The following is a 24,788-nucleotide window of genomic DNA, read 5'->3' as shown; positions in this document are numbered from 1 at the left end:
CGGCGTCCGCGCCGTGCCAGAGTGTTCCCGACCTGAGCGGGACGCGGGCGACGACGATCGGGAGGATGCGTGCAGCCGACACGAACCTCCGGCGTGCTCGAGGCGGGCCGGGACTGGGTCGACCACGTCGCCCGCAACTCCCCCGCTCGTCTGGCGCTGATGGTCTTCGCCTCCATCATCGCGATCTTCACGGCACTCCTCTCGCTCCCTGCCGCGACGGCGAGCGGGGACCGCGCCCCGTTCGCCGACGCGCTGTTCACCGCGACCTCCGCCGTGTGCGTGACCGGCCTGGTCACGGTCGACACGGCGAGCTACTGGTCCACCTTCGGCCAGGTCGTCATCCTCGTCGGCATCAAGATCGGCGGGCTTGGCGTGATGACGCTCGCCTCGATCCTCGGCCTGGCGGTCTCGCGCCGCATCGGGCTGACCCAGCGGATGCTCGCGGCCTCCGAGACCAAGACGACGCGGCTCGGCGAGGTCGGCTCCCTCATCCGTGCCGTCGTCGTCGCCTCGTTGGTCATCGAGGCGGTCCTGACCGTCGTGCTCGTGCCCCGCTTCCTCACGCTCGGCGAGCCCGTCGGGACGGCGCTGTGGCACGGGCTGTTCATGGCGCTGAGCATCTTCAACAACGCCGGGTTCGTGATCATCGACGGCGGGCTCGAGCCGTTCGTGGGCGACTGGTGGTTCAGCCTGCCCATCGTCGTGGGCACCTTCGTCGGCGCGATCGGCTTCCCGGTCATCCTCGACGTCGCACGCAGCTGGCGGCGCCGGCACCGCCGTCCGCCCTGGACCCGGTGGAGCCTGCACACCAAGCTCAGCCTGGCCACCTACGGCCTGCTGGCGCTCGGGTCGTTCCTGGCGTTCGCGCTCTTCGAGTGGACCAACGAGCGCACCCTCGCCCCGCTCTCCTTCGACGCGAAGATCCTCGCGAGCCTGGTGCACGCCCTCAACCCCCGCTCCTCCGGACTCGCCACCCTCGACGTGGGCGAGATGCGCGAGGCCACGTGGTTCCTCACGGACGCGCTGATGTTCGTCGGCGGCGGCTCGGCGTCGACCGCGGGCGGCATCAAGGTCACCACCTTCGCGGTGCTCGTCCTCGCGATCGTCGCCGAGGCCCGGGGCGACCGGGACGTCGAGGCGTTCGGCCGACGGATCGGCTCCTCCACGGTGCGGCTCGCGGTGTCCGTGGCCTTCCTCGGCTCGACCCTGGTGGGCGTCGCGACGCTGGCCATCCTCACGCTCACCGACTTCCAGCTCGACGTGGTCCTCTTCGAGGTGATCTCGGCGTTCGCCACGGTCGGCCTCAGCACCGGCATCACGCCCGACCTGCCCGACAGCGGCAAGTACGTGCTCAGTGCGCTCATGTTCGCCGGCCGCACCGGCACCATGACCATGGCGGCCGCCCTTGCGCTCCGGGAACGGCGCCGGGTCATCCGCATGCCCAACGAACGCCCGGTCATCGGCTGACCGGGACAGCTAAGGAGTTCTGATGAGTGAGAGGCAGGTGTCCCGGGACACCGGGGTCCTGGTGATCGGCCTGGGCCGGTTCGGCGCGGCCCTGGCCGCGACCCTGGAGAAGCTGGGGCGCGAGGTGCTCGCCGTCGAGCGGGACCCGGACCTCGTCCAGCAGTGGTCCCACCGGCTTCCGCTGGTGGAGGCCGACGCCTCCAACCCCGACGCCCTCGAGCAGCTCGGTGCCGAGGAGTTCCAGGTGGCCGTGGTCGGCGTCGGCACCTCGCTGGAGGCCTCGGTGCTGATCACCGCGAACCTCGTCGACCTCGAGATCCCGCAGATCTGGGCCAAGGCGATCAGCGCCGAGCACGGACGCATCCTGCGGCGCATCGGCGCCCACCACGTCGTCTACCCGGAGTACGACGCCGGGGCGCGCGTGGCCCACATGGTCTCCGGGCGCATGCTCGACTACATCGAGATGGAGGACGGCTTCACGATCGTCAAGATGCGCCCTCCGCGCGAGACGCAGGGCTTCACGCTCGAGGAGTCGAGGGTCCGGGAGAAGTACGGCGTCACCGTCATCGGGGTGAAGCCGCCGGGCGAGCCGTTCGAGTACGCCACCCCTACCACCCGCGTCGGCGCGGACGACCTGCTGATCGTCAGCGGCGACTCGGGGCTGCTGGAGACCTTCGCTCACCGGCCCTGACCGCCACCTCCAGCCGCGCGGCACAAACCGCACATCGCCGACCGCGCAGCCTCGGCCACACCTCCAGCCGCACATCACCGACCGCGCAGCCTCGGCCACACCTCCAGCCGCACATCGCCGACCGCGCAGCCTCGGCCGCGCCGCCCAGGACACAACGCCCCGGGCGGCGCCGCACGCGAGCGCGTCAGGGCTGGCGTTCGGCGACGAGGTGCCGCCGGGCCGAGTAGCGCTCCCGGACGGCCGTCGGCTCCGCCTCGTAGGTGCGCACCCGCGACGTCGACCACTCCGGCGGCCCCGCCGTGCCCGCGAGGACCCACGCGGCCTGGCGGGCCGCGCCGTCGGCGACGTACTCCCCCGGTTCCGGCACCTGCACGGGGCGGCCGAGGACGGCCGGGGCGATGCCCCGGAGCGCCTCGGACCGCGCACCGCCGCCGATGAGGCGGATGCGCTCGACCGGCACACCCTGCGCCTCCATCGCCGCCATCCCGTCCGCGAGGCCGCACAGCAGCCCCTCGACCGCGGCACGAGCCACGTTCTCGGGCGTCATGGACGCCAGCGACATCCCGACCAGGGAGCCGGTCGCGGCGGGCAGGTTGGGGGTGCGCTCGCCCTCGAGGTAGGGCACGAACGTGAGCCCGGCGGCGCCGGGCTCCGCCGCGAGCGCGAGCGCGGAGAGACCGGCGTGGTCGACGCCGAGCAACCGGGCGGTCGCGTCGAGGACCCGTGAGCCGTTCAACGTGACCGCCAGCGGCAGGAACGCGCCGGTGGCGTCGGCGAACCCCGCCACGAGGGCCGAGGGGTCCGCCACCGGCTCCGCCGACACCGCGGAGACGACGCCCGAGGTGCCCACCGAGATCGCCACGTCGCCCCGGCTCATCCCCAGGCCCAGGGCGGCCGCGGCGTTGTCGCCCGCGCCAGGCCCGAGCACGAGGTGGCCGAGGCCCGCCGAGGCTTCGCCTGCCCCAGCCGAACCGGCCGGGCCCAGGACACGGGGCAGCACGATGCCCTCCGTGTCGTCCCGGCGCAGCGCGAGCGACAGCAGGTCGCGCCGGTAGATGCCCGCCGCCGTGTCGAAGTAGCCGGTGCCCGAGGCGTCCGAGCGGTCAGTCACGAGCGTGTCCCAGCACCCCGCCCCGCCGAGCCGCCAGGTGAGCCAGTCGTGCGGCAGGGCGACGGCCGCCACCCGGGCGGCGTTCTCGGGCTCGTGGTCGGCGAGCCACCGTAGCTTGGTCACGGTCAGCGAGGCCACGGGCACGGTGCCCGTCGCCGCGGCCCAGGCGGCCGGGCCGGCGCCCGGATCACCCGAGCCGGCCCGGCCGAGCTCGGCGATCAGGTCCTCGGCCGCGCGGGCGCTGCGGGTGTCGTTCCAGAGCAGGGCGGGGCGGATCACCTCGCCGTTGGCGTCGAGGACGACCATGCCGTGCTGCTGGCCGGCGACCGAGACCGCGGCGACGTCGTCCAGCCCGCCCGCCGCGGCGACGGCGGCCTGGAGGGCGTCCCACCAGGCCTCGGGGTCGACCTCGGTCCCCTCCGGGTGGGGGGCCTGGCCGAAGCGGCGCAGCGCCCCGGTCTCGGCGTCGCGCACGACGACCTTGCACGACTGCGTCGAGGAGTCGATCCCCGCGACCAGCGTCTCGCCCATCGTCGACCTCAGCCGATGAGGTGGTTGATCGCCAGCTGGTTCAGCCGGACGAAACCGTACTCACGCCGGGCGGCCGCCTCGGCGTCGAAGTCCTCGAACGCGGACCGGTCGGCCATCAGGTCGGCCAGCGTCTCGCCCTCGGCGAGCGTGGGCTGCGAGAGCTCGAGGACGCCGGACTGCTCGAAGGCCTCCCTGACCTCTGGGTCGGCACGGTAGGCGCGGGCCTTCTCGGCCAGGCCGAGGTACATCTCCATGTTGGCCCGCGCGGACTCCCAGACGCCCTCCATGCCCTCGGTGCGCGAGGGCTTGTAGTCGAAGTGCCGCGGTCCGGTGTAGCGCGGGCCGCCGCCGGGGAAGCCGTTCTCGATGAGGTCGACGGTGAAGAAGGCGGAGAGCAGGTCACCGTGGCCGAAGGCGAGGTCCTGGTCGAACTTGATGGAGCGCTGACCGTTGAGATCGATGTGGAACAGCTTCTCCGACCACAGGGCCTGGGCGAGGCCGTGGGTGTAGTTCAGGCCCGCCATCTGCTCGTGGCCGGTCTCGGGGTTCAGGCCGACGATGTCGCCGTTCTCCAGCTCGGCGATGAAGCCGAGCGCGTGCCCGACCGTCGGCAGCAGGATGTCGCCGCGCGGCTCGTTCGGCTTCGGCTCGAGCGCGATGCGCAGGCCGTAGCCCTGCTCCTTGATGTACCCGGCGACGGCGTCGATGCCCTCGCGGTAGCGGTCGAGCGCGGCGTGGACGTCCTTGACGCCGTCGTACTCGCTGCCCTCGCGTCCGCCCCACATCACGAAGGTCTCGGCGCCGAGCTCGGCGGCCAGGTCGACGTTGCGCAGGATCTTGCGCAGCGCGAACCGGCGGACGGAGCGGTCGTTGGAGGTGAACGCCCCGTCCTTGAACACGGGGTGGGAGAAGGTGTTGGTGGTGACCATCTCCACCACGAGGCCGGCGTCGTCGACCGCCTTCTTGAAGGTGGTGAGGATCCGCTCGCGGGCGGCGTCGTCGGAGCCGAACGGCACGACGTCGTCGTCGTGGAACGTCACGCCCCACGCCCCGAGCTCGGCCAGCCGTGCTGCGTACTCCCAAGGGTCGAGGGCGGGGCGGGTGGCCTCGCCGAACTGGTCGCGGGCCGTCCAGCCGACGGTCCAGAGGCCGAAGGAGAAGCGGTCTTCGGGGGTGGGCTTGCGCACCATGGTGAGTCTCCTCGTCGAGATTTGTTGTGCGATGCAACTTACCGGGAGCGATCCGATAGGGTCAAGCCGTGAGCACACGTTCCGAGCGCAGCGCTGCGCCCGAGCCGGTCCAGGCCCCACGCACGCGGTCACGGGGCGACTCCGGCGCGGCGCGCCAATCGTCCCTCCGCGAGCACAATCTCGCCCTGGCCAGCGAGACGATCTTCGCCAGCGCGCCGATCTCCCGGGCGCGGCTTGCGGCCACTACGGGGATGACACGTTCGACGGTCTCACGGCTGGTCGACGAGCTCATCCGCGCCGGCATCGTGGCCGAGCACGATCCGCGGGGGGCGGGTGGCCCCGGCCGGCCCGCCGTCCCGCTCACGCCCGCCGGCGGCACCATCGTCGGCCTGGGGCTCCAGGTGAACGTCGACTACATGGCCGGCCGCGTGATGGACCTGACGGGTGCGATCGTGGCCGAGGAGCACGTCGCGGGCGACTTCGAGTCGTCCGACCCCGCCGCCGTGCTGGGTGCGGCCGGCGACCTCACCCGGGACCTCGTCGCCCGCACGACCGGCTCGGGCGCTCGCGTCGCCCGCGCCTGCCTCGGACTGCCCGGGCTGGTCGACACCAGCACCCAGAGGCTGCTGCTAGCACCGAACCTCGGCTGGCACGAGCTCGCGCCGGCCGACCTCATGGGACCCGAGCTGCTGCCGCCCGGCGTCGACCTGCTCATCGACAACGACGCCAACCTCGCCGCCTACGGGGTCGCCCACGAGGCACCCGGGCGCGTGGCCGACTCCAGCACGTTCCTGTACGTCGCTGGCGACATCGGCGTCGGCGCCGGGATCGTGGTGGACGGGCGGGTGGTCCGTGGCCAGCACGGCTGGGCCGGCGAGATCGGGCACGTGTCCATCGAGCCCACGGGCCCCCAGTGCCACTGCGGGGCGCGTGGCTGCCTGGAGCGCTACGCGGGCAAGCACGCCGTGCTGGAGGCGGCCGCGCTGCCCAAGACGGCGACGCCGGCCGAGCTGGCGGCCGCGGCCGCGTCCGGCTACGGGGCCCCCCGGGTGGCCGTCGAGCGCGCGGCCTGGGCGCTGGGAATCGCGCTGGCGGGCACGGTGAACGTGGTCGACGTCGGCGAGATCGTCCTCGGCGCCGCCTTCATCCCGCTGGTCGACCTGCTCCGGCCGGGCATCGAGGAGCAGCTGCGCGTGCGCACCCTCGCCGGCCCATGGTCCTCGACCACCCTCCGCGTGGCCCCCATGGACGCCGCACCAGCCGCGACCGGTGGCGCCATGCGCGCCCTCGAGTGGGTCGCGCGGGAACCGGCGGCCTGGATCGACGCCGTCACCCACACCTCCGCGTAGGCGGCCGGCCCCACGCGGACCCCCCGGCCGCGGCCCCTGCCTTGGCGGGCCGTGGGCCCCGGCCCGCACGGCCGGGCTCGGCGGACGGTGAGTCCCCCGCGCGCACCGACCGGGCTCGGCGGACGGTGAGTCCCCCGCGCGCACCGACCGGGCACGGCGGACGGTGAGCGCCCGAGCGCACCGACGGGGCACGGCGGACCTCCCTGACCGGCCAGGCCCCTTGGCGGACCCCGGCGCTGACCAGCCGCCCGCGGCTGCCCGGGCTCCGTCGGCGCGCGGCCGAGGGGCTCGCGGTCCTCGACGACCGTCGCGCCCCCGGCCGGCTGCCGAGCGGCGGCTTCGACGTCGCCGCCGGACTGCCGCCGGGGCCCGCCGGGCCGCTTCGGGCCCCGGTCGGGACGAAGGTCCGTCGCCCTGGTCGGACCGGCCGCTCGACGGGCGCAGACAGTGCGCCGAGACCGTTTCGTGATCCGGACACCTTGCGGTGGGACCGACCGGTCGCATATGTTCCACCGCACAACAAACCTCTGAGCCGGTGACGGGCAGGGCGAGGCGGTCGGAACCCCGGACGGGGAAGTCTCCGCAGCGACCCGAGCGCGCGAAGCCCGGTGGTTCTCCGAAAGAGGCCGGCCGACGACGGCCGACCCGAAGAAGGGTTATGACGACGATGTCTCTTCGTGACAAGAAGCTGATGGCCGTGCTGGCCGGAACGGCGCTGGCCGCCACCGCCCTCGCCGCCTGCAGCAGCGAGCGCACCGAAACCCCCGCGGCCGGCGGCGAGACCGGCGGCGAGGCGGGCGGGCTCATCGGGATCGCGATGCCGACGCGCTCCCTCGAGCGGTGGAACAACGACGGCGAGAACCTCGAGGCGCTGCTCCAGGACATGGGGTACGAGACCTCGCTGCAGTACGCCGACAACAAGGTCGATCAGCAGATCACCCAGCTGCAGAACATGATCAACCAGGATCCCGAGGTGCTCGTGGTCGCCTCCATCGACGGCACCGCGCTGGGCCCGGTGCTCGACTCGGCCAGGGCGAAGGACATCACCGTCATCGCCTACGACCGGCTGATCAACGGCACCGAGTCGGTGGACTACTACGCCACCTTCGACAACTACCAGGTCGGCCAGCTGCAGGGGAAGTTCATCGAGGAGGAGCTGGGCCTCGCCGACGGCGCCGGCCCGTTCAACCTCGAGCCCTTCGCCGGCTCGCCGGACGACAACAACGCGAAGTTCTTCTTCTCCGGCGCGTGGGACGTGCTGCTGCCCTACGTCGAGGGCGGCCAGCTGGTCGTCCCGTCCGGCAAGGCTCCTGCGTCCAACGACGAATGGACCAACATCGGCATCCAGGGCTGGGAGTCCGCCAAGGCGCAGTCCGAGATGGAGAACCGCCTGAACTCCTTCTACGCCGACAAGAAGGTCGACGTGGTCCTCTCCCCCAACGACTCCCTCGCGCTCGGGATCGAGCAGGCGCTCGACGCGGCGGGCTACGCGCCCGGCGACGAGTTCCCCATCGTCACCGGCCAGGACGCCGACCTCGCGAACGTCAAGAACATGCTCGCGGGCATGCAGTCGATGACGGTCTGGAAGGACACCCGCACCCTCGGTGAGCAGGTTGCCACCATGGTCGACCAGATCGTCCAGGGCGAGGAGGTCGAGGTCAACGACACCGAGACCTACGACAACGAGGTCAAGGTCGTGCCGGCCTACCTGCTGCCCCCGCAGGTGGTCACGCCCGACACCGTCGAGTCCTCCCTCGTCGAGTCCGGCTTCTACGACGCCGCCGAACTCGGTCTCTGACCCGCTCCGCCCGCCGGCCCGCACCGGGCCGGCGGGCGTGCACGTCGAAAGCGACCCACAGGAGCACGCAATGTCATCCGACCACCCTTCGCCCGCCGGCGCCCCGGCGCCGTCGCCCTCCGCGGCACCTGCCCGGCCGGCGGTACCGTCCGACCACGCGATCCTGCAGATGCGGGACATCACGAAGACCTTCCCGGGCGTCAAGGCGCTCCAGGACGTCAACCTCACGGTCCGGCGCGGCGAGGTCCACGCCATCTGCGGCGAGAACGGTGCCGGCAAGTCCACGCTCATGAACGTGCTGTCCGGCGTCTACCCGCACGGGAGCTACGACGGCGAGATCACCTTCGAGGGCGAGCTCTGCGACTTCCGCACCATCCGCGACAGCGAGGCACGCGGCATCGTCATCATCCACCAGGAGCTCGCCCTGAGCCCCTACCTCTCGGTGGCGGAGAACATCTTCCTCGGCAACGAGCAGGCGAGCGCCGGCGTCATCGACTGGAACCGCACCAACAGCGAGGCCGCGAAGCTGCTGGCACGCGTCGGCCTGGACATCCACCCGGACACCAAGGTCAAGGACCTCGGCGTGGGGCGTCAGCAGCTGGTCGAGATCGCGAAGGCTCTGTCCAAGCGCGTCAAGCTGCTCATCCTCGACGAGCCGACCGCCGCGCTGAACGACGAGGACAGCGAGCACCTGCTGACGCTGATGCGCCAGCTCCGTGACCAGGGCATCTCGATGATCATGATCTCCCACAAGCTCAACGAGATCGCCGCCATCGCCGACTCCACCACGGTCATCCGCGACGGCCGCACCATCGAGACCCTCGACATGCACGGCGCCGAGCCGGTCAGCGAGGACCACATCATCCGGCTCATGGTCGGACGCTCGCTCGAGAACCGGTTCCCGGACCACGTGCCCAGCGTCGGCGAGGAGGTGCTGCGGGTCGAGGACTGGACCGTGCACCACCCGATCGACGTCGAGCGCAAGGTGGTCGACGGCGCGAGCCTGACCGTGCGGCGCGGCGAGATCGTCGGCCTCGCGGGGCTGATGGGTGCGGGGCGCACGGAGCTGGCCATGAGCATCTTCGGGCGCAGCTACGGGCACAACATCTCGGGACGGCTCTACAAGGAGGGCCGGGAGATCCACGCCCGGACCGTCAGCGAGGCCATCGACCACGGCATCGCGTACGCGACCGAGGACCGCAAGCGCTACGGCCTGAACCTCATCCAGGACATCAAGCGCAACATCGCCTCCGCCGGCCTCAGCAAGATCTCGAGGCTCGGCGTCGTCGACCGCAGCATGGAGAGCCGCGTCGCCGAGGGGTACCGCAAGGACATGCGCATCAAGGCCCCCAGCGTCGACGCCGTCGTGGGCCAGCTCTCCGGCGGCAACCAGCAGAAGGTCGTCCTGAGCAAGTGGATCTACACGGACCCGGACGTCCTCATCCTCGACGAGCCGACCCGCGGCATCGACGTCGGCGCGAAGTTCGAGATCTACCAGATCATCAACGCGCTGGCGGAGGCCGGCAAGGCGGTGCTGGTGATCTCCTCCGAGCTGCCCGAGCTCCTCGGGATCTGCGACCGCATCTACGCCATGAGCCAGGGCCGCCTCACCGGTGAGGTGCCCCGCGCCGAGGCGACCCAGGAACGACTCATGCACTTCATGACGATGAACAAGGAGGGTGCGTCACGATGAGCGCACTGACGCAGGACTTCGGACGGAACCTCCGTCAGTACGGGATCATGGCGGCCCTCGTCGCGATCGTGATCCTCTTCCAGATCCTCACCGGCGGCCTGCTGCTCGTGCCCAACAACGTGGCCAGCCTCGTGCAGCAGAACGCGTACGTGATGATCCTGGCGATCGGCATGGTGATGGTCATCGTGGCCGGCCACATCGACCTCTCCGTGGGGTCGGTCGTGGCGTTCGTCGGTGGCGTCACGGCGATCATGATGAACAGCTGGGACGTCCACTGGCTCCTGGCCCTCGTGGCCGCGCTGGTGCTGGGTGCCGTGATCGGCGCGTGGCAGGGCTTCTGGGTCGCCTACGTGGGCATCCCGGCGTTCATCGTCACTCTGGCGGGCATGCTCATCTTCCGCGGGCTTGCCATCGTGCTCGTGGGCACCACCGTGGCCGGCCTGCCGCGCCCGTTCAACGCGATCTCGAACGGGTCCGTGCCGAACATCCTCGGGTACGTGGCGAACCTCGACGTCATCACCCTGCTGATCGGCGCCGTCGCCATCGCGGGCCTGGTGCTGACCCAGCTCCAGGCGCGCCGCAACATCCGCAAGCACGACCTGGCGCTCGAGCCGTTCGCGGCCTTCGTCTCCCGGCTCGCGCTGTTCAGCCTGCTCATCGCGTTCGTCAGCTACCTGCTGGCGCGCAGCGCGGGCGGCACGCCGATCGTGCTGATCATCGTCGGCGTGCTGATCGTCGCCTACACGTTCCTGATGAACCGCTCGGTGTTCGGCCGGCACATCTACGCCATCGGCGGCAACCTCCAGGCCGCCGTCCTCTCCGGGGTGAACACCCGCAAGGTCAACTTCTACATCTTCGTGAACATGGGCGTCCTCGCCGCCCTCGCCGGGGTCGTCACCACCTCGCGAGCGGGCGCCGCCGTCGCCAACGCCGGCAACAGCTTCGAGCTGGACGCGATCGCCGCGGCGTTCATCGGTGGCACGGCCGTGACCGGGGGCATCGGCAAGGTGTCCGGCGCGATCATCGGTGCGCTCATCATGGGCGTACTGAACATGGGTCTGTCGATCATGAGCGTCGACCCGGCCTGGCAGCAGGCCATCAAGGGCCTCGTGCTCCTGTTCGCCGTCGCGTTCGACCTGCTCAACAAGCGTCGCAGCGGGCGCTGACCGCGCCGGCCCGGTGGCCCGGACGGCCTTGCCGTCCGGGCCACCGGCGTGCCCGGCCCCAGCCACCGCCGGCCTCACCAGCCCCGGCGTCCTTCCCGGCCACCGGGGTCCTCAGCGGGCGGGGTCCTCCGTCTGCGGCCACGGCTCGACCGGGCCCAGGAGCGCGTTCGCCCAGGCGCCGTGGACCGACTCGTCGTCGCTGGGGTGGAACAGGCCGGCGACGACGTCACGGTAGAGGCGGGAGAGCTCCTTGCTGTTGGAGTAGGACGAGCCCCCGGAGACCCGCACGGCCTTGGTGACGACGTCGAGCGCGACCTCCGTGGCCCGCGACTTCACGGCGGACAGCTGCGGCATCCACATCGGCCCGCGGTCCACCTGCTCGTCGACGTCACGGGCGATCTGCGCGATCTGCGGGTAGATCCCGTCGAGCTGCATCGCCGCGTCGGCGATGCGCCAGCGGATGTCCGGGTCGTTGGAGTACGGGGCGTTCTGGTTCTTCAGCGACCGGCGCTTCTTCACCGTCTCGACGGCGAGCTCGATCGCCCGCCGGGCCAGACCGGCGTAGACCGAGGCGAGCAGGATCTCGAAGTTGGCGAAGATGCCGAAGATGAAGGGGTCGGCGGTCGGCCCGGGCGGGATGCGCCGGACGATCCGGTCCGCGGGAGCGTGCGCGCCGTCGAGCCGCGTGGCGAAGGACTGGGAGGCGCGCATGCCCAGCACGTCCCACTCCCCAACCGTCTCGACGCCGCCGCCGTCCCGGGCGACGAAGCCCCACACGTTGTGCGGACCGTCGTCGCCGGTCGTGTCGCTCGCGAAGGTCCCCAGCCGGGTCCAGACCGGCGCCAGGGAGGTGAAGATCTTCGTGCCGTGGAAGGAGTAGCCGCCCTCGCCGTCGGGCCGGGCCTCGCTGACGGACCCGAAGAGGACGAGGTCGTTCCCCGCCTCGGAGACGCCGAAGGCGAAGATCTCGCCCGCCGCCGCCTCGCGCAGGACGAAGTCGCAGGAGTCGTCGCCGCGCGCGTGGACGCTGCGGGCCACCCCGACCCACACCAGGTGCATGTTGACCGCGAGCGCCGTCGCGGGCGCGGCCGCGGCCAGGCGCATCTGCTCGCGGGTCATCTCCTCCAGGGTCAGGCCCGCGCCGCCCATCGCCTCGGGCACCATCGCGGTGAGGTAGCCCGCCGCCACCAGGTCGTCGAGGTCTTCCCGGGGGAACGCGTTCTCGGCGTCGTACCGCGCCGCACGCCCGTGGATCCGCTCGAGGAGGTCGTCGGTAAGAATCTGTCGCGAGGTGTCCATCGATGCTTCCTTCCGCTGCGGCCGTTGCTCCCTCGACCATATGCCCGGGCACCGACGACGCCCCGGCGAGCGTCCGGTGCTGCCGTCCCGGCGATGTCAGCCCCCCGCCGTACGGTGACCCCATGAGCCCGACCACCACCAGGCCCGCCCGCGTCCGGCCCGACTACCGGTGCGCCGAGTGCGGGTGGACCACGCCCAAGTGGGTGGGCCGGTGCGGGGAGTGCCAGGCGTGGGGCACGGTCGATGAGACGACGGCGGCCCGGCCGGCCGGGTCCCGCGCGCCCGCCTCGCTCGCACCGTCCTCCCCCGCCCGCCCGATCCACGAGGTCGACGTCGACGCGGCGCGGGCCCGCAGCACCGGCGTGGGCGAGCTCGACCGCGTGCTCGGCGGCGGCATCGTGCCCGGCGCCGTCGTCCTCCTGGCCGGGGAGCCAGGCGTGGGGAAGTCCACGCTCCTCCTCGACGTCGCGGCCCGGGCCGCGGAGGTCTCCGCCGGCGCCCCGGCCGGAGGCGCCGGGGCCGGCCGGCCGGTGCTCTACGTCACGGGCGAGGAGTCCGCGAGCCAGGTGCGCCTGCGCGCCGAGCGGATCGGCGCCCTGACGCCCAACCTCCTGCTGGCCGCGGAGACGGACCTGGCCACGCTGCTCGGGCACGTCGACGCGGCGCAGCCCTCGCTGCTGGTGGTGGACTCCGTCCAGACGATCGCGGACGGCTCGATCGACGGCAGCGCCGGCGGGGTGAGCCAGGTGCGCGCCGTGGCCGGCGCCCTGATCACCGTGGCGAAGACGCGGGACATCCCGGTGCTGCTCGTCGGGCACGTGACGAAGGACGGCTCGATCGCCGGCCCGCGGGTGCTCGAGCACCTCGTGGACGTCGTGTGCCAGTTCGAGGGGGACCGCCACTCCCGGCTGCGCATGGTGCGCGCGGTGAAGAACCGCTACGGCCCAACCGACGAGGTGGGGTGCTTCGACCTGGGCGACGCCGGCATCACCGGCCTCGCCGACCCCTCGGGACTCTTCCTCTCCGGGGCGCGCCAGGCCGTGCCCGGCACGTGCGTCACGGTCTCGCTCGAGGGTCGGCGGCCGATGCCCACGGAGATCCAGGCACTCGTCGCCCCGTCCACGCTCAGCTCCCCCCGGCGCACCACCTCGGGCGTGGACTCCTCCCGCGTCGCGATGACGCTCGCCGTCCTCCAGTCGCGGCTCGGCGCCAACATCGCCGCCTCCGACGTCTACGTCTCCACCGTCGGCGGGGCGCGCGCGGTGGAGCCGGCCGTCGACCTGGCCGTCGCCCTTGCGCTCATCTCCGCCGCCACGCAACGACCGCTGGACCCCACGATGATCGCCGTCGGGGAGGTGGGCCTGACCGGGGACGTCCGCACCACCGTCGGCGTGCAACGCCGGCTGGCCGAGGCGGCACGGCTCGGCTTCTCCCGGGCACTGGTCCCCGCGCAGGGCTCGGGCGACCTCCAGCGGGTGCCCGGGATGACGGTCCGCCCGGTCGAGAACCTGCACGAGGCCGTCGAGCTCTCCGGCGTCGCCGCAGGGTCCTGACGGCGCCGTAGGACGCCTCTCAGCTGGACAGCCGAGGCCACCGCCCCCGGCCGTGCGGGCGGTCCCTCTAGGATGTGGCCGGGGGCGGACTCGCTGCCCCGCCACGCCCACCGTGTGAGGTCAAGTGCCTGAGGTCCCCGCCGACACCAAGCTCCGCGTGATGCTGCAGGCCATCGCGCCGGGCACCGACCTGCGCGACGGCCTCGAGCGGATCCTGCGCGGGCGCACCGGCGCGATCGTCGTGCTCGGCTACGACGACGAGGTCGAGGCGATGTGCTCCGGCGGCTTCCACCTCGACGTGGAGTTCTCGGCCACGCGCCTGCGTGAGCTGGCGAAGATGGACGGCGCGGTGGTCGTGGACTACACGAACCGCCGGATCCGCCGCGCCAACGTGCAGCTCCTCCCGGACGCCCGGATCGAGACGTCCGAGTCGGGCATGCGGCACCGCACCGCCGAGCGGGCGGCGAAGCAGTCCGGCTACCCGGTGATCTCCGTGAGCCAGTCGATGCGCACCGTCGCCCTCTACGTCGACCACCACCGGCACGTGGTGGAGGACTCGGACGTGATCCTCTCGCGCGCGAACCAGGCGCTGGCGACCCTCGAGCGTTACAAGGCCCGCCTGGACGAGGTCTCGGGGACGCTGTCCGCCCTGGAGATCGAGGACCTGGTCACCGTCCGTGACGTCGTGACGGTCATCCAGCGCCTTGAGATGGTCTCGCGCATCTCGTCGGAGATCGAGGGCTACGTCACGGAGCTCGGCACGGACGGGCGGCTGCTCTCGCTCCAGCTCGAGGAGCTCGTGATCGGCGTCGACCCGGACCGCGCGCTCGTGGTCCGCGACTACCTGGGCCCGGCTGCGACCCGGGGCCCGGACGCGGTGCTCGCGTCGTTGTCGACGCTGACCTCCGCCCAGCTCGTGGACATGGCGACGATCGCGCGCGTGCTCGGCGTCGGCGGCCCCGACGGCGACGCGCTCGACTCGGCGCTCGCGCCGCGCGGGTACCGGGTGCTGTCGAAGATCCCACGGCTGCCGACCCCGGTGGCCGAGTCGATCGTCGCGCACTGCGGCACCCTGCAGGTCATGCTCTCGGCCTCGGCGGAGGACCTCCAGTCCGTGGAGGGCGTGGGCCCCCACCGCGCCCGGGCAGTGCGCGAGGGGCTCTCCCGCCTCGCGGAGTCCTCGATCCTCGAGCGGTTCGCCTGACCCCGGTCCTCGGGCGGTCCGCCTGACCCTGGCTCAGAGCGTGAAGCTCGTGTCCGCCGCGGGCAGGCTCGCCCCGCCCAGGGTGGCCGCCACCCGGTAGGAGCCGGGCTGTGCCGCCCCCTGACCGCCCGGGCAGCCCTTCGCCGACCGGGTCCCGTCCCACCGGATGGCCGTCTCGGTGCTGTCGCCGGAGTCGAGGAGCAGCTCACGCGCGGCGGGCTCGACGACGCAGTCGCCGGAGGACCACACCCGGTCCTCGCCCGAGTGGACCGTCACCACGAGCGACGCCGCCCCGGCGTCGAGGAGGCACGCCACCTCGGCACGGTTGGTCAGGGTCACCGCGAAGCTCGTCGGCTGCCCGGGGGTGGCGGACAGCCGCACGTCCAGGTCGCGGGGCGAGCACTTGCCCGGGTCGACGGGTCCGGCGGGCTCCTCCTCGGCGGCTCCGGCCGACGAGGCGGGGCCGGCGTCATCTTCGGAGCCCGCGCCCGCGGAGCCCTGGGCGGAGGAGGTGCCGTCCTCCGCGCCCTGCGCCGTGAGGGTGCGCACCAGCGCGCCGACGCCCCAGACGAGCCCTGCGACGAGAGCGAGGAGCACGATCAGCGCGACGATGCGCCGTCGCCAGATCACGGCGCGGCTGGGGCGGGGCCTGCGCGCGGTCGGGCGGGAACCTGCCGGGCGGGAACCGACCGAGCGGGAACCGACCGAGCGGGAACCGGACGGGGTGGTGCCGGACTTCCCCCGCGAGCCGCCCTGCGGGTGGCCCTGAGCCGCCCCGCCGTTCGCGGGTCGCGTGCCCGCGGGTCTCATCGCACCGCCCGTGCGCGCTCCCGCGGACGGCGCCGCGCCGCCGGCAGGCCCGCGGCGGGCGGGCCGCGACCGTTCCGTCGGGCGCCCCGTCGTGCCTCGCGTCGTCCCCACAGCGGGACCGTACGACGGCTCCGCCCGCCCCCGTCGTACCCACGCCGGGCGGGTCGTGTTTCGCGGGACGGGTCTGTCCCCGGGCACACTGCTGAGGTGACAGCGCAGCCGACGACGCACCAGCGGGAGGACCGGCCGACCGAGCCCAAGCCCGCGGACCCGGCGCCCACAGCCGGAGAGTTGCGGCCGACGGCCGACCCGGCCGACCCGGCCGATCCGGCCAACCCGGCAGACCTGCGGCGCCTGCACCACGCCGTGCTCGCCTGGTACGCCGCCAACGCACGCGACCTCCCATGGCGCCGGCCCACGACCAGCCCCTGGGGCGTGCTGGTCAGCGAGATCATGCTCCAGCAGACGCCGGTGGTCCGGGTCCTTCCCGCCTGGGAGTCCTGGATGGCGCGCTGGCCCACCCCGGTTGACCTCGCCGCGGCCTCTCCGGCGGACGTCCTGCGTGCCTGGGACCGGCTCGGCTACCCCCGCCGGGCGCTGCGCCTGCAGGAGTGCGCCCGGTCGATCACGACCGTCCACGCCGGCCGGGTCCCGGACACCGAGGACGAGCTGCTCGCCCTGCCGGGGGTGGGCGCCTACACGGCCGCGGCGGTGGCGGCGTTCGCCCACGGCCGCCGCGCCGTCGTGCTCGACACGAATGTGCGGCGGGTGCTCGGGCGGGTGATGGACGGGCGCGCGCTGCCCGCCCCCTCGCTCGGCCGGGCCGAGCGCGCACGCGCCGCCGCCCACCTGCCGGCCGGGACGAAGGAGTCCGTGCGCTGGAACGTCGGCGTCATGGAGCTCGGCGCGCTGGTGTGCACGGCGAGGGCACCCCGGTGCGAGGCCTGCCCGCTGGCCGGTTCGTGCGCCTGGGTCGCGGCGGGCCGTCCCGCCGACGAGCACGTGCACCGACGCCGCACCCAGGCGTGGCACGGCACCGACCGGCAGGTCCGCGGGCGGATCATGGCCCACCTCCGCGCGCTCCCGGACGGGGTGCCGGCGAGCCGGGACGAGCTGCTCGCCGCGGGCGCCGGCGGCGCGGCCCCGGCGGCCCTGGCGGATCCCGGCCAGCCCGCCCGCGCGCTGGCCTCGCTGCTCGCGGACGGTCTCGTCGTCGCCGCCCCGGACGGCGCCGTCTACGGGCTGCCGTGACGCACTACCCTGCTCCGGTGAGTACCGCACCGCCCGAGGGCGCCGTCGCCCGGGCCGCGCGGGCGCTGCGCATCGCGCTGCTCGTCTGCGCCGGCGCCTGCGTCGCGCTCGGCCTGATGGGTGCGGGCCTCGCGCTCCTCACCCGCGACGACGCTGCCCTCTGGCCCGGGCTCACCCTGCTCGGCGTGGGTCAGCTCGCCGGCCTGGCGGGCGCCACCGTCGCGGGCCTGGGGCTGCGCCGGGTGCTGACCGGTTCGGCCCCACGGGACGTCACGCCGCGGGTGCGCGCCACGCTCGGGCGGCTGGGGACCGTGCTCGGCGCGGTGCTGGTGACCGGCGCCGCGGCGTGGATCCTCGCGCGCCCGTCGGCGTGGGTCGCCGTGCTCGCGTGCGCGCTCGTCAGCGCCCAGCTGGTCGCCGTCCTGCGGTTCCTGCGGCGCTGACCGCTCAGAGCTCGAGCAGCATCCGGGAGTTGCCGAGGGTGTTCGGCTTGACCCGGGCGAGGTCCAGGAACTCCGCGACGCCGTCGTCGTGCGAGCGCAGCATCTGCGCGTAGACGTCCATGCCCACCGGGGTTCCGGCGATCACCTCGAACCCGTGGCGGCGGAAGAAGTCGACCTCGAAGGTGAGGCAGAAGACCCGGCGCAGCCCCAGGTCCCGCGCCCGCCCGACGAGGGTGTTCAGGAGCCGGTGGCCGATGCCCCGCCCGGACATCTCGGGCGCGACGGCGAGCGTGCGCACCTCGGCGATGTCGTCCCAGAGGACGTGCAGGGCCCCGCAGCCGACGATCGGCAGGTCCGCGGCCCGGTCGCCGGCCGAGGCGGAGGCCCGGCTCGTGGCCTGCGATCCGGCGCCGGTGGAGCCCAGGCCCCCGGCCTGGTCGCCCGCGGAGGCGGCGTCGTCCGCCAGCTCGGCGACGACGAACTCCTGGACGGCCTCGAAGTAGTCGATGAGCTCCTTGGCGATGAGGATGCGGTTCTCGGCGTAGGGCTGCACGAGGTCGTAGATCGCCCGCACGTCCGCGGGCCGGGCCTGACGCACCACCACCGTCTCGCTCACCCGGCGATCCTAGGGCCGCGGTGGTTGCGGACCCGCTCGACCGCGGCCCGGGCCGTCGACTCGTCGACCACGAGGTCGGTCACGACGCCGGCCCGCAGCGCCCCGATCAGGGGCGAGACCTTGGCCAGGCCGGCGACGACGCACATGCGCCGGCCGATCCGGCTCAGCTCCCGCGGCGTCGGGCCGGTGGCCCGCTCGTTGAGAGCGATGTCCGCGTACGAGCCGTCCTCCCGCAGCAGCACGGTGCAGACGTCGCCGACGACACCCGTGGCGCGCAGGTGCTCGAGATCCTCGCGGTCGAGGTAGCCCGCGGCGTAGACGTGGGAGGCCAGCGTCCCCGTCAGCGCGCCGACGCCGAAGAGCGCGATGTCGGCCCGCTCCTGCACGGCGAGCACGCGCCGGATGGACCGTTCGCGCCACATCGCGGCCTTGGTCTCCGGGTAGTCGAAGAAGGCCGGCACCGGGAAGTGGTGGACCCGGGCGTCGAACGCCTCGGCGGCCGCCGTCATGATCGACCCGACGTACGGGATGCCCGAGGTGACCGGGTTGGCCGCGCCGTTCAGCTGGACCACGGCGCTCCCCGGCGCGCGCCGCGGGGTGAGGTGGCCCACGACGGCCGAGATGGTGGTTCCCCAGGCCACGCCCAGCACGGTCCCCGGCTCGACCCAGGCGGAGACCATCCGGCCGGCCACCTGCGCCACCTGGTCGAGGCGCTGGACGTCGGTGGCCCCCTCCCGCACCGGCACCACGTGGGCGTTGACGCCGAACATCTCGCGCAGGGACCGCGAGACGACGTCGGAGCCGGCGGTGCGCGGCTGGATGGAGATGTGCACCAGCCCGGAGTCGCGGGCCCTCTTGATCAGCCGTGACACGGTGGACCGGGAGACGCCGAGGCGCCGGGCGATGGCGTCCATCGTCTCGTCCTGGAGGTAGTACATCGCCGCCGCGACGTACACGTCGTCCTCACGCCCGCTCATCGGAACCCCCGATCGCTGCACGTTCGTGCATTCACATTGCGCGGTTGTGCGCTCAGCGCAAGCATAGGTCCCACCTGTCTGACCGAGGAGGAGCACGTGAGGACCACCACGCTGAACGAGCAGACCCGGTCGGCGGCCCTGGACGCCATGAGCGACGACGAGGGCGTGGACGTCCTCGTCATCGGCGGCGGCGTCACGGGGGCGGGGATCGCGCTGGACGCGGCCACCCGAGGGCTGCGCACCGCCGTCGTCGAGATGCAGGACTGGTCGAGCGGAACCTCGTCGCGGTCGAGCAAGCTCGTGCACGGGGGCCTGCGCTACCTCTACCAGCTCGACTTCAAGCTGGTCCACGAGGCGCTGACCGAGCGCGGCCGCCTGCTGCGCACCATCGCGCCGCACCTGGTCACCGCCCAGCCGTTCCTCTGGCCGCTGAAGACGCCGGTCATCGAGCGCGCCTACAGCGCCGTGGGCGTGGGGATGTACGACGCGCTCGCGCTGCTGGGTGCGAGGGGCCGCTCGGTCCCGCTCCAGAAGCACTACTCCAAGGCGGGGGCGCTGAAGCTGTTCCCGCAGATGAACCCGAACAGCCTCGTGGGCGCGATCCGGTACTACGACGCCCGCGTCGACGACGCCCGCCTGGTGCTGGCCCTGATCCGCACCGCCGTCGGGTACGGCGCCCTGGCCGCCTCGCGCGCCCAGGTGACCGAGATGACCAAGGACGCCACCGGACGGGTGACCGGCGCCGTCGTCGTGGATCTCGAGACGGGCGAGTCGCGCACCGTCCGGGCCCGCCACATCATCAACGCCACCGGCGTGTGGACCGAGCAGACCGAGGCGCTCGGCGGGTCGGGCGCCGGGCTGGAGGTCCTCGCCTCCAAGGGCGTGCACATCGTGGTCCCCCGCGAGCGCATCAACGGCAGCACCGGCCTGTTCCTCCGCACGGAGAAGTCCGTGCTCTTCGTCATCCCGTGGGACCGGTACTGGATCATCGGGACCACCGACACGCCGTGGCACGAGGCGCGCCAGCACCCCGTGGCCACGCGCGAGGACATCGACTACATCCTCGACCACGCCAACGCCGTCCTCGACCCGCCGATCGGGCACGACGACGTCATCGGCGTGTGGGCGGGCCTGCGCCCGCTCCTGCAGCCGGGGACCAAGGGCGACGCCGCGGCCTCCACGAAGGTCTCCCGCGAGCACACGGTCACCGAGGCCGCCCCGGGGCTGACGGTCATCGCCGGCGGCAAGCTCACGACGTACCGGCAGATGGCGGAGGACGCCGTCGACTTCGCCCTCGGCCCCCGCGCCGAGACCCTGCCCTCGGTCACGGCCCGCACCCCCCTCGTGGGTGCGGAGGGGTTCGACGCCACCAAGCGCCGCCGGAGCCAGATCGCGGCGCGCTACGGCTGGACCTCGGAGCGGGTCGAGCACCTGCTGCACCGGTACGGCTCGGAGATCGCCACGCTCCTCGAGATGATCGACGCCGACCCCGCCCTCGGCCGTCCGTTGCGCACCGCGGACGCCTACCTCGCCGCGGAGGTAGCTTTCGCCGCCACGCACGAGGGGGTCCTCCACCTCGAGGACATCCTCCTGCACCGTGTCCGACTCAGCTACGAGACCCGCGACCGGGGCGTCTCGGCGCTGGAGGAGATCGCCGGCATCGCCGGTCCGATCCTCGGCTGGGACGCCGCCCGCACCGAGCGGGAGATCGCCGGCTACCGCCGTCAGGCCGAGGCGGAGATGGCCGCCGAGCACGAGCCCTCCGACGCCGCCGCGGAGGAGGCCCGCCTGAGAGTGGAGGACCTCGTCCCGGTCCGCGACCTCGGACCGATCGACCCCGACGACTGACACCGGCGCCCGGACCGAGAGTCCGGGCGTTCCGGTGTGCAGGAGAACCCCCCGATCCTCCGCGAAAACGCTCCTCCGGGGCCCGACAACGAGGATCATCCTGGGCAACCGTCCCCCGGGACGGCCAGGACCGACACCGCGCCGCGCGGCGCCCGACTGGACACGTCGACGTGACCAGAAAGTGAGTTCGCAGTGGAACTTTCGATGATGGACATCTTCTTCTCGGAGGTGATGGGCACCGGGATGCTGACCCTGCTGGGTTGTAGTGTCGTGGCGAACGTCATCCTCCCGAAGACCAAGGGCTTCAACTCCGGCTGGGTCGTCATCACGTTCGGGTGGGGACTTGCAGTCTTCGCAGGCGTGTACGTGGCGTACAAGTCCGGCGCGCACATCAACCCCGCCGTCACGCTCGGCCTCGCGGCCAGCGGCGGCGACCTCTTCGGCGGGAACGAGGACCTCGGGATCGCCGCGGTCCCGACCACGTTCACGAACATCCTCGTCTACATCTCCGGTCAGCTCGTCGGCGCCTTCCTCGGTGGCGTGCTCACCTTCCTGACGTACAAGCGGCACTTCGACCAGGAGGCCCCTGGGGCCACCAAGCTCGCCGTCTTCTCCACCGGACCCGAAGTCCGCAGCTACGGCTGGAACTTCGTCACGGAGGTCATCGGCACCTTCGTCCTCGTCTTCGTGATCCTGCTCTTCGGCCCCTCGCCCTCCGGACTCGGGCCGCTCGCCGTCGCCCTGCTGGTCGTCGGCATCGGCATGAGCCTCGGTGGCCCGACCGGGTACGCCATCAACCCCGCCCGTGACCTCGGCCCACGCATCGCCCACGCCGTCCTGCCCATCCGCGGCAAGGGCAAGAGCGACTGGGGCTACTCCTGGGTCCCCGTCGCCGGACCGATCGTCGGCGGCGTCCTGGGTGGCCTCCTGGGCAGCGCCGTCGTCTGACCGATCCGGCTTCCCGGTCGGTCCGCGACCGGGGCACAACCGCTTCGTACCGCTCGACCCATCGGGCTCCGGACCTCGGCGCCCGCCACGATGATGTGAAAGGAACACCATGGCTGACGAGAAGAAGTACGTCCTCGCCATCGACCAGGGCACCACGAGCTCCCGCGCGATCGTCTTCGACCACTCGGGTCAGATCGTCGAGACCGGGCAGCTCGAGCACGAGCAGATCTTCCCCAGGGCCGGCTGGGTCGAGCACGACCCGCTGGAGATCTGGAAGAACGTCCGCGAGGTCGTCGGACTGGCGCTGACGCGGGCAAACCTGACGCACAACGACATCGCCGCCGTCGGCATCACCAACCAGCGCGAGACCACGGTGGTGTGGGACAGGACCACCGGCGAGCCGGTCTACAACGCGATCGTGTGGCAGGACACCCGCACCGACAAGATCGTGAACGAGCTCGGCGGCTCGGAGGGGCAGGACCGGTACAAGGCGAAGGTCGGCCTTCCCCTCGCGACGTACTTCTCGGGCCCCAAGGTCAAGTGGATCCTCGACAACGTCGACGGCGCACGGGAGAAGGCCGAGGCCGGGGACCTCCTCTTCGGCAACACCGACAGCTGGGTCGTGTGGAACATGACCGGCGGCAAGGACGGCGGCGTCCACGTCACCGACGTCACCAACGCCTCGCGCACCATGCTCATGGACCTCGCGACGCTGAGCTGGGACGAGGAGATCGCCAAGGACATGGGCATCCCGATGTCCATGCTCCCGGAGATCCGCTCCTCCTCCGAGGTCTACGGCGAGGGCCGTCAGGGCGGCATGGTGCCCGGCGTGCCGATCGCGGGCATCCTCGGCGACCAGCAGGCGGCCACGTTCGGCCAGGCGTGCTTCGAGGTCGGCATGGCCAAGAACACCTACGGCACGGGCAACTTCATGCTGCTCAACACGGGCACGGAGCCGGTTCCGTCCAAGAGCGGCCTGCTCACCACCGTCTGCTACAAGATCGGCGACCAGCCGGCGGTGTACGCGCTCGAGGGCTCGATCGCCGTGACCGGGTCGCTCGTGCAGTGGCTGCGGGACAACCTCGGCCTCATCAAGTCCGCCCCGGAGATCGAGGAGCTGGCCAAGACGGTCGAGGACAACGGCGGGGCGTACTTCGTGCCGGCGTTCTCCGGGCTGTTCGCCCCGTACTGGAAGTCCGACGCCCGCGGCGCGCTCGTCGGCCTGACCCGGTACGTCAACAAGGGGCACATCGCCCGCGCGGCGCTGGAGGCGACGGCGTTCCAGACCCGCGAGGTCAACGACGCCATGACGATCGACTCGGGTGTCGAGCTGACCGAGCTGAAGGTCGACGGCGGCATGATCGCGAACGAGACGCTCATGCAGTTCCAGGCCGACATCCTCGGCGTGCCGGTGGTCCGCCCCAAGGTCGCCGAGACGACGGCGCTCGGCGCCGCCTACGCGGCCGGCATCGCGGTCGGCTTCTGGCAGGGCGAGCAGGACGTCATCGACAACTGGGCGGAGGACAAGCGCTGGGAGCCGAGCATGGACGAGGGCGAGCGCGAGCGCACCTACCGCCTGTGGAAGAAGGCCGTGACGCGGACCTTCGACTGGGTCGACGAGGACGTGAAGTAGCGGGGCGCACGCCGCACGCGGCGCTCCCCGACCTCGGGCGGCTCGCCCGGCAGGAGGACAAGCGGCGCTCCTGACCTCGGGCGGCTCGCCCGGCAGGAGGACAAGCGGCGCTCCTGACCTCGGGCGGCTCGCCCGGCAGGAAGACACAACGGGGAAGATCACTGTCCGTCACGGGCAGTGATCTTCCCCGTTGCGCGTCTGGCGGCCGACGCCCGCTGGTGCCCCGGCGCGGCCCTTCAGCCAGACTGGCCCCATGACCACTCCCGAGCAGATCACCGACCCGCTGTGCTACCACGGAGAGGGCCCCGTCTGGTCCGAGAGCTGGGGCGGCCTTCGCTGGGTCGACATGCTCGCCGGGGACCTGATGACGCTGCGCGTCGACGGGACCGTCGACCGGCTGCACGTGGGCGAGGTCGCCGCGTTCGTCCGGCCGCGCACGCAGGGCGGCTACGTCGTCGGGATCGAGCGGGGCCTCGCCCTGGCGGACGGCCCGGACGAGGTCCCGGCGCCGCAGCCCGAGCTCTGGTCCGACCCCGGCATCCGCATGAACGAGGGCGGCTGCGACCCCGCCGGCAACCTCTACGCCGGTGGCATGCCCTACGACAGGACGCCGGGCGCCGCGTCGCTGTACCGCGTCACGCCCGCCGGGGAGGTCTCGGTGGTGCTCGAGAGCGTGACCACCTCCAACGGCATCGACTTCTCCCCCGACGGTTCCCGCGCCTACTACAACGACACCCACACCGGCGGCACCGACGTGTTCGACGTCGTCGACGGCGAGCTGACGAACCGCCGGCGCTTCCACTCCGCCGACGACGGGCGCGCGGACGGGCTGTGCGTGGACTCGGCCGGCAACGTCTGGGTGGCGCTGAACCGTGTCGGGCGGGTGCGGCTGTACTCCCCCGACGCGGAGATCCTCACCGAGATCTCGCTGCCCGTCCGCCTGACGACGGCGTGCACGCTCGGCGGCGCGGACGGGCGGGACCTGTACGTCACCACCTCGCGGGAGAAGCTCGAGGACCCCGAGCCCGAGGCCGGCGCGGTCTTCCGGATCCGCGCGGACGTGCCCGGGCGGCCGGTGCTCGGCTACGGCGGCTGACGGCGGCGGACCTGGCGGGGCCCCTGACCGGGCCCTGGCGGCACGGCTGACGGCCACGGGGCGGAGGCGCTCCGGGCCGGTGGCCTGGCGCAACCCCAGCGCGACCCCAGCGTG

Annotated in this window: 20 protein-coding genes; 14 read left to right on the top strand and 6 right to left on the bottom strand. The window is 72.7% G+C overall.

Annotation, left to right across the window (positions count from 1 at the left end):
* Positions 1-69 precede the first annotated feature (69 nt).
* Together KZX45_RS04420 and KZX45_RS04415 are read left to right on the top strand one after the other, a co-directional pair.
* Positions 70-1,467: a potassium transporter TrkG gene (locus KZX45_RS04420; RefSeq protein ID WP_248256500.1), complete on the top strand. Its 1,398-nt coding sequence runs from the start codon at positions 70-72 to the stop codon at positions 1,465-1,467.
* Between the two features lie 22 nt (positions 1,468-1,489).
* Positions 1,490-2,158 carry a TrkA family potassium uptake protein gene (locus KZX45_RS04415; RefSeq protein WP_248256499.1) on the top strand — a complete coding sequence of 223 codons (669 nt, stop codon included), beginning with the start codon at positions 1,490-1,492 and terminating at the stop codon, positions 2,156-2,158.
* A 184-nt stretch (positions 2,159-2,342) separates the two neighbouring features.
* Here the strand turns inward: KZX45_RS04415 and xylB are convergent, their stop codons facing one another.
* Both xylB and xylA read right to left on the bottom strand, forming a co-directional pair.
* Positions 2,343-3,800, bottom strand: coding sequence for a xylulokinase (xylB, locus tag KZX45_RS04410; protein WP_248256498.1), 1,458 nt, complete (start codon positions 3,798-3,800; stop codon positions 2,343-2,345).
* 8 nt (positions 3,801-3,808) lie between these two features.
* Positions 3,809-4,990 carry a xylose isomerase gene (gene xylA, locus KZX45_RS04405; RefSeq protein ID WP_248256497.1) on the bottom strand — a complete coding sequence of 394 codons (1,182 nt, stop codon included), beginning with the start codon at positions 4,988-4,990 and terminating at the stop codon, positions 3,809-3,811.
* A gap of 68 nt (positions 4,991-5,058) precedes the next feature.
* Here xylA and KZX45_RS04400 point away from each other — a divergent pair, with 68 nt between their 5' ends.
* The 4 genes from KZX45_RS04400 (at position 5,059) to mmsB (ending at position 10,996) form a co-directional block, all read left to right on the top strand.
* The gene (locus KZX45_RS04400; protein WP_248256496.1) at positions 5,059-6,339 is read left to right on the top strand and encodes an ROK family transcriptional regulator; all 1,281 of its coding nucleotides are present in this window, start codon (positions 5,059-5,061) and stop codon (positions 6,337-6,339) included.
* Positions 6,340-7,006: 667 nt separating this feature from the next.
* Entirely contained in the window at positions 7,007-8,137 is a 1,131-nt protein-coding gene (chvE, locus tag KZX45_RS04395) for a multiple monosaccharide ABC transporter substrate-binding protein (protein WP_248256757.1), read from the top strand.
* Positions 8,138-8,306: 169 nt separating this feature from the next.
* Positions 8,307-9,830 (top strand): multiple monosaccharide ABC transporter ATP-binding protein, encoded by a 1,524-nt coding sequence (mmsA, locus tag KZX45_RS04390; protein ID WP_248256756.1) that lies wholly within the window; start codon positions 8,307-8,309, stop codon positions 9,828-9,830.
* Complete coding sequence (gene mmsB / locus KZX45_RS04385) at positions 9,827-10,996, top strand: multiple monosaccharide ABC transporter permease (RefSeq protein ID WP_248256495.1); 1,170 nt, start codon at positions 9,827-9,829, stop codon at positions 10,994-10,996. Before mmsA ends, mmsB begins: the two co-directional genes overlap by 4 nt.
* A 111-nt stretch (positions 10,997-11,107) precedes the next feature.
* Here mmsB and KZX45_RS04380 read toward each other — a convergent pair whose 3' ends face one another.
* Entirely contained in the window at positions 11,108-12,295 is a 1,188-nt protein-coding gene (locus KZX45_RS04380; RefSeq protein WP_248256494.1) for an acyl-CoA dehydrogenase family protein, read from the bottom strand.
* A gap of 122 nt (positions 12,296-12,417) precedes the next feature.
* On the opposite strand from KZX45_RS04380, the gene radA reads away from it, so the two are divergent.
* The gene (gene radA, locus KZX45_RS04375) at positions 12,418-13,848 is read left to right on the top strand and encodes a DNA repair protein RadA (RefSeq protein WP_248256493.1); all 1,431 of its coding nucleotides are present in this window, start codon (positions 12,418-12,420) and stop codon (positions 13,846-13,848) included.
* A gap of 124 nt (positions 13,849-13,972) precedes the next feature.
* Complete coding sequence (gene disA / locus KZX45_RS04370; RefSeq protein ID WP_308221701.1) at positions 13,973-15,052, top strand: DNA integrity scanning diadenylate cyclase DisA; 1,080 nt, start codon at positions 13,973-13,975, stop codon at positions 15,050-15,052.
* Positions 15,053-15,085: 33 nt separating this feature from the next.
* On the opposite strand, the gene KZX45_RS04365 is transcribed toward disA, so the two are convergent.
* The gene (locus KZX45_RS04365) at positions 15,086-15,682 is read right to left on the bottom strand and encodes a hypothetical protein (protein ID WP_248256492.1); all 597 of its coding nucleotides are present in this window, start codon (positions 15,680-15,682) and stop codon (positions 15,086-15,088) included.
* 471 nt (positions 15,683-16,153) lie between these two features.
* Here KZX45_RS04365 and KZX45_RS04360 point away from each other — a divergent pair, with 471 nt between their 5' ends.
* The gene (locus KZX45_RS04360) at positions 16,154-17,113 is read left to right on the top strand and encodes an A/G-specific adenine glycosylase (protein WP_374112554.1); all 960 of its coding nucleotides are present in this window, start codon (positions 16,154-16,156) and stop codon (positions 17,111-17,113) included.
* Positions 17,114-17,130: 17 nt separating this feature from the next.
* The gene (locus KZX45_RS04355; protein ID WP_248256491.1) at positions 17,131-17,556 is read left to right on the top strand and encodes a hypothetical protein; all 426 of its coding nucleotides are present in this window, start codon (positions 17,131-17,133) and stop codon (positions 17,554-17,556) included.
* A gap of 4 nt (positions 17,557-17,560) precedes the next feature.
* On the opposite strand, the gene KZX45_RS04350 is transcribed toward KZX45_RS04355, so the two are convergent.
* Positions 17,561-18,172 carry an amino-acid N-acetyltransferase gene (locus tag KZX45_RS04350; RefSeq protein WP_248256490.1) on the bottom strand — a complete coding sequence of 204 codons (612 nt, stop codon included), beginning with the start codon at positions 18,170-18,172 and terminating at the stop codon, positions 17,561-17,563.
* Entirely contained in the window at positions 18,169-19,149 is a 981-nt protein-coding gene (locus KZX45_RS04345) for a sugar-binding transcriptional regulator (RefSeq protein ID WP_248256489.1), read from the bottom strand. Before KZX45_RS04345 ends, KZX45_RS04350 begins: the two co-directional genes overlap by 4 nt.
* A gap of 96 nt (positions 19,150-19,245) precedes the next feature.
* Between KZX45_RS04345 and KZX45_RS04340 the strand changes: the two genes are divergently transcribed.
* From KZX45_RS04340 to KZX45_RS04325, 4 genes are all read left to right on the top strand, one after another.
* Positions 19,246-20,997, top strand: coding sequence for an FAD-dependent oxidoreductase (locus KZX45_RS04340; protein WP_374112543.1), 1,752 nt, complete (start codon positions 19,246-19,248; stop codon positions 20,995-20,997).
* Positions 20,998-21,201: 204 nt separating this feature from the next.
* Positions 21,202-21,945, top strand: a complete 744-nt coding sequence (locus KZX45_RS04335) for an MIP/aquaporin family protein (protein ID WP_248256752.1) — start codon at positions 21,202-21,204, stop codon at positions 21,943-21,945.
* A 109-nt stretch (positions 21,946-22,054) separates the two neighbouring features.
* The gene (gene glpK / locus KZX45_RS04330) at positions 22,055-23,578 is read left to right on the top strand and encodes a glycerol kinase GlpK (RefSeq protein WP_248256488.1); all 1,524 of its coding nucleotides are present in this window, start codon (positions 22,055-22,057) and stop codon (positions 23,576-23,578) included.
* 253 nt (positions 23,579-23,831) lie between these two features.
* Complete coding sequence (locus KZX45_RS04325) at positions 23,832-24,674, top strand: SMP-30/gluconolactonase/LRE family protein (RefSeq protein ID WP_248256487.1); 843 nt, start codon at positions 23,832-23,834, stop codon at positions 24,672-24,674.
* Positions 24,675-24,788: the final 114 nt, after the last annotated feature.

The organism is Georgenia sp. EYE_87, from assembly GCF_023148685.1.
Classification (GTDB): Bacteria; Actinomycetota; Actinomycetes; order Actinomycetales; family Actinomycetaceae; genus Georgenia.
The sequence above is the reverse complement of the archived record's forward strand: the minus strand, read 5'-3'. Positions and strand labels throughout refer to the sequence as shown.